Annotated in this window: 5 protein-coding genes; all 5 read right to left on the bottom strand. The window is 65.6% G+C overall.

Translation table 11 applies throughout. From position 1 onward, the window contains the following. Window positions 1-669 (bottom strand): hypothetical protein (locus tag ACI944_RS11520; RefSeq protein WP_411719201.1); only part of this gene is annotated, 669 nt, incomplete at its 3' end. A gap of 82 nt (window positions 670-751) precedes the next feature. Further along, a complete protein-coding gene (locus tag ACI944_RS11515) occupies window positions 752-1,456 on the bottom strand; it encodes an RNase P subunit p30 family protein (RefSeq protein ID WP_411719200.1) in 705 nt (234 codons plus the stop codon). 108 nt (window positions 1,457-1,564) lie between these two features. After that, entirely contained in the window at window positions 1,565-2,158 is a 594-nt protein-coding gene (locus ACI944_RS11510; RefSeq protein WP_411719199.1) for a rhomboid family intramembrane serine protease, read from the bottom strand. Between the two features lie 104 nt (window positions 2,159-2,262). Beyond that, entirely contained in the window at window positions 2,263-3,207 is a 945-nt protein-coding gene (locus ACI944_RS11505; protein WP_411719198.1) for a DUF368 domain-containing protein, read from the bottom strand. Continuing rightward, window positions 3,204-5,117 (bottom strand): oligosaccharyl transferase, archaeosortase A system-associated (locus tag ACI944_RS11500; RefSeq protein WP_411719197.1); only part of this gene is annotated, 1,914 nt, incomplete at its 5' end. The genes ACI944_RS11500 and ACI944_RS11505, both read right to left, overlap by 4 nt.

Below are 5,117 nucleotides of genomic sequence, written 5' to 3'. Positions count from 1 at the left end.
TCGCGACGGCGGCGGCCGGATCACACGGTCACCGCGCACACCCGACACTGACAGGAACGCGAACGCGAACCGGAAGCCGTCCTCGACGGTCTGCCACCGCCGTTCGCCGTCGACATCGTGGGCGTACGCACGGAGGATGCGGACGCCTTCGAACTTGAGTTCGAGGCCGTCCTCGTAGGTGTGTGACGACCGAGGGTGAAGTGACTCGAAGAGACGGACCCCGACCGTTCGGCCGGTCTCCTCGATCTCGAAGGTGGCGGTCCCGAAGGTCGGGATGGACCCGTAGGTTATCGGCTGGCTCTCCCATGAGTGCCGCCCGCCCGGCGGGACAACCGCCGAGAATCCACCGACGGTCCCGCCGCCGGTTAGATCGCGGACCGTCCTGCTGATTGTTCGTGGCTCCTCACCGTTGTTCTCGACGACGACTCGAAGCGTAAACGACAGGCCAACGCGCTGACGCGGGGGAGCGCTGACCCGCGTTGTCACCGTCGATCCGGGATCTGACTGGGTGTTTTCCCCAGCGGACGCTCCGCTGCCCGCCCCCGGGGTCGATTCGGAGCCGGAATCGGAGTCCACGGACTGGGGTAGCCGCTTCGGTGTGCCGTCGCTACACCCCGCAAGCGGGACGCCGCTACCGGTGAGACACCCGAGGAACGTGCGACGACGCATCTGAATATCTCTCTGTTCGATCGCCCGATATTTAAATGAGTCGTGACCCTGCGAAACCGGTAGTTATGATCGTCATCCGGCTTTATTTTCGTGACCGTTCGCCCCCCGGCCGCTCGATCCGAACGCCCGGCTCGATGACCGTCCCGGAGAGCCGCTCTCGGTTCCGCTCGACGATGTCGCCCCAGGCCCGCAGTCCCGCCTCGACAGCCTCACCCTCGAAGCCGATCACCTCGCCGAGGGCACACAACTCTCTTGAGGCCCGCACCGCCAGATGTGAGTCGGCATCCGCAGAGACCACGTAGGGCGTGTCGTAGTGTTCGACCAACTCCCGAAGCTTTCGAAGCCCCTGGATGGCCTGCACCCGCTCCCCGCCGTCGGCCCGCAGTACCCGGGCAAAATTGAACTCCAGGTGGACACCGTTCTCGGCAGCCGTCCTCGCGAGGACGTGGTTGACATCGCCACCGTCCATCGGATGGGCGAGCACGTCGACCTGTGGCTGCTCCACTGCAAAGCGGTTTAATTCGCCGCCGTGGACGCAGACGACGGGCCGCTTCGAGCGGTAGTTTCCGATCAGTCCGCTGGCGCGGCTGGCCTCAGTCGCCCGAATCTCGATCCCAGGGACGACATCGACGCCGTACGACTCGGCGATGCGGTCGGCGTCGTAGTCCGCCTGCGCGTCGCCGTGGTTTCGGACCACAACCCCCTCGTAGCCGCACGCCGCGGCGCGCTTCGCGAGTCGGGCGACCGTCGCCCGCCCGTCGGGGTGCGCGTGGACGGCCTCGTACATACGCCAACCGTCGGCGGAGGGGGCCTTTGGTGTTGTGTGTTGTCCGCTGTGTCCGATCGGCTGTCGCCGGCCATCGTCTGCCGTTCGCTGTCTGTTGCCCGTCGCTCACTAATGTCTCGATCGCCGCTCGTCGCCCGAACGAACGTGGAGCATCCGAAACCGGCCGGCGGCGGCACCCAGACAGAATCCGGTAAAATGGGCAGCGAGCGCGACGCCCGGGGCGGCCGTTGCGGCGGTGAGAAGCGCCGCAAGCGTGGCGAAGACGGCGAGTCGGCCGCGGCGCCCCAGCGGGAGCCGCGCGAGAACGCGCTCGGAGGCGCGGTTTCCGACCAGCAGGTAGCCGAGAAGCGCGAAGATCGCGCCGCTGGCACCGAGAACGGCACTCCCGCCGAACGGGACCGCAACGACGATTTGGACGACTCCTGCGATTGCACCTGTCGCGAGGAAGAACGTGTGAAAACGCGCCGCTGTCGTCACGTAGGCCACGAGCGGACCGACGACGAGCAACGCAAGGGCGTTCGCGAGGAGATGACCGACGCCGCCGTGGGCGTAGACGCTCGTTATGAGCGTCCACGGCTGGTGGAAAAGCGGGAGCGACAGCGCGAACGCCCCGGGACCGATTCCGAGGATGCCACCGACTGTCTGGACGGCAAACGTCCCAAGACAGAGTGCGAGCGTCGTGAGGGCTGGTCGGCCAGCCATACAACATTCATTTGCGACGAAGGGTATTATTCTATAGGGACGCCCACCCGAACAGGGCTGACCCCGCGGTTTGATCCACGCTGGGACCATGGCTCCGAAAGCCGTCAGTACTGCAGTTCCTCGGTGTACCGATCCAGCGCCAGTACGGCGAGGACGCCGCAGGCGACCGGCACGCCCGCTATCGCCACAGATCCGGGTGATATCGTCGCAGTGTTCTTGACCACCTCCCGTGCAGGGAGCCTGAGCGCGCCGAGCATCAGGCTAACTAGGAAGGCGAACGTCGCCTCCCGGTACCGTCGCAGGGCGGCCCGAACGGCGTAAGCGACCGAGAACAGTCCGATGAGCGCACCCGAGCCGAATGCTGTGAGCGGGACAAGAGCATCGACGAACGGCCCGATATCGCCCGATAAGGCGGCCCCGATCCCCTCGATAATCCGTCTCGGGACCCCGCTGACGTACTCGTATTGCCCCATCAAGAGTAACAGGAACGCCCCGGAGATCCCCGGGAGTATCATCGCCGAGATAGCAATGGCCCCGGCGACGAACAACACCGGCAGCGTCGTCGGCCGCGCGCCGGCAAGGGATGGATCGGTAACGATGAAGGCGATCAAGAACCCCACAGCAGCGATGGCCACCCGAAGCCCAGTGTCGACGTTGACGTGGCGATACAGCACCGCCGCGGACGCGCCGATGAGCCCGAAGAAGAACGCGTACGTTGGAGCCGGAAACCGCGTGACTGCGGCGTGCATACCCGTCGCGACGGTCGCAGCGGCCGACAGTACCCCCAACCCGAGCATAATCAGGAAGGGGGCGTCTACCCGACGGAGTTCGGCGGCGAGGGCGTTACGCCCTGCCCGCGTGTGAACTGTTCGGAGGTAGCGGACCGCGCGTGGATCGAACGCTGTCAGGGCTGCGATCAGCCGCTCGTAGATCCCGAGGACGACCGCGATCGTCCCACCGGAGACCCCCGGGACAGTGTCGGCTGCTCCCATACACGCGCCCTTCAGATACACCGAGAGCCAGGCGCGGACCCCGGCCGATCGGCTCATCCGGTGGCCGCGACCCGGCTCTCGGGAGCGGTGCCGTCGCCGCTTCCGCCGTCGGTACCCGTGGCATCGCTCTCAGTCGTTTCGCTTCCCGTCGTATCCCCCTCAGGGAGCTGGGTGCCGAGTTGCGGGACCTCGAGGTCGACCGTAACCGGCGATTCATCGTCGCCGACGACCTGGCCCTCGGTCACGTTTGCCTGACCGAAGGCTCCGGCTTCGGGGGCGATGAACTGATAACTGCTGTTTGCGCGCACGTCGACGTTCGTGTGGCCCGTTTCAGGGCCGTACTCGTCGTAGCCAGCCGTCGAGTACGGGACGGTCATCTCGAAGTTCCCCTCGTCGTCCGTGTCGGCGTACTGCGTGTAGGTGAACGTCTCGTTGGTCGATCCGATTTTCATCTCGACCGTCGCCCGAACCTCAGTGTTCGACGGGGCGGTACCCTCGACCGTTGCGCCGTCGACGCGTTCGAAGGTCTTCACCCACGACTCGCTGTCGCCGATCGTCTGGCCGGGAACGAGCCGGTCAAACGGCGACTGGGTAGTCGGCCCACCGGCATGAACCAGCCGGAAGTGTTCAAGTGCCTCGGTCCGCTCGGCCTGCTGACCCAAGACGCCGCCATGGACGACGGTCGGGTCGCTTTCGGCGGCCTCGCGAGCCGCCTCGACACTGTCATGCTGGGTGAACAGGTCGTTGAGTCCGGCCGCCCCTTCCGGGAGGGTCGCAACGCCGTCTGCCTCGGAGTACTGGCCGAAGTTGACGGTCACGGGCCCGGCTCGTTGTGCGCTCCCGTGGTGTTGATACAGCCGGACGCGCATGCTCTCGTAGCCACGCTGGGTGTGGGCACCGTAGATCCGCTGGCCCTGTTGGTTGACTACTTGGATACCGACATCGCCGCCGCTTACGTTGTGTCTGGACTCGAATGCCGTCGGGGCGTTGTACTTCTGCGTGCCGGCGTAGCCGAGCGGGTAGTCGACCATCACGTACTGGACGCCCTCGCCGTCGGGTTGGTCCTCGTCGAGGATTTCGATGGCTTCCGTCTCGTTGTCGGCGAGCAGGAAGTCGGCCGATTCGGTGGCGTGTTGCTGGAAGGGGTTCGCAACCGGGATCCGCTCGCCGCGTGTCGTTATGTAGTGGCCGTAGTCCCACCACGCGAGTACGCCGTACTCGCCGTCACCGTACTCGTAGTCGTCACCCACACTGTACTCGTCGTACGTTCCGTAGTACTCGAGACTCCGATTATCCCCCGAGCCGTAGGCACCGACCTGTGGAGTCTCCTCGGAGAGCCAATCGAGGCTCTCGCCCCACTGTTCCATCTCACCGGGCTGTGAGGCCCTGTCTGCGGTCGAAAGCGTTGCACCCGTGGCGACGAGCGGACCGGCAACGACGAAGAGAATCGCAACCACAATGAGGATCTGGTACGGTTTGACTTTCGCGATGTCCTTTCGAACGTCGTCGAGATCGACGAACTGGAAGACCCAGCCGACGACATAGGCGTTGGCGGCGGCGACCGCGATCACGAAGTGGATCTCGAAGCGGTTCTGCGTCAGGGTGAACAACAGCATGAGTGCCCCGAAGACCGCGACCAGCAGGTAGTCAGCTCTGGGGCGCGTCCGTGAGACGACTCGATACAGCACGAGCAAAACGCCCACGATCGCAGTGTAGAAGCCGAGGCCGTAGTTCCGATAAAAGAGCCCGAGCGGATCGCGCGGGGCTTGAGCCTCCCCGATCGTCGCGACGGTGTCTGTCGTCCCGAGGCCGGCGACGCGCTCTAACTGCGAGAGGAAGAATCCAACCGTATCCGGCGAGACGACGGCGAGGACGCCGACGCCGACGAGGCCGGCGCCGGCAACGCCGAACGGGTACGCCGCTCGGGGGAGCTCCTGTTGCTCCCACAGCCGGGCTGCCCCGGCCAT

It is taken from the genome of Natronomonas sp. (assembly GCF_046710025.1).
In the GTDB taxonomy this organism is placed as follows: domain Archaea; phylum Halobacteriota; class Halobacteria; order Halobacteriales; family Haloarculaceae; genus Natronomonas.
Note: the sequence above shows the minus strand (reverse complement) of the source record. Positions and strands in the feature narration are given on the sequence as shown.

Excerpts from the sequence above, each read along its gene's own strand:
- ACI944_RS11515 (WP_411719200.1), bottom strand. The coding sequence starts at position 1,456 with ATGTACGAGGCCGTCCACGCGCACCCCGACGGGCGGGCGACGGTCGCC.
- ACI944_RS11510 (WP_411719199.1), bottom strand. The coding sequence starts at position 2,158 with ATGGCTGGCCGACCAGCCCTCACGACGCTCGCACTCTGTCTTGGGACG.
- ACI944_RS11505 (WP_411719198.1), bottom strand. The coding sequence starts at position 3,207 with ATGAGCCGATCGGCCGGGGTCCGCGCCTGGCTCTCGGTGTATCTGAAG.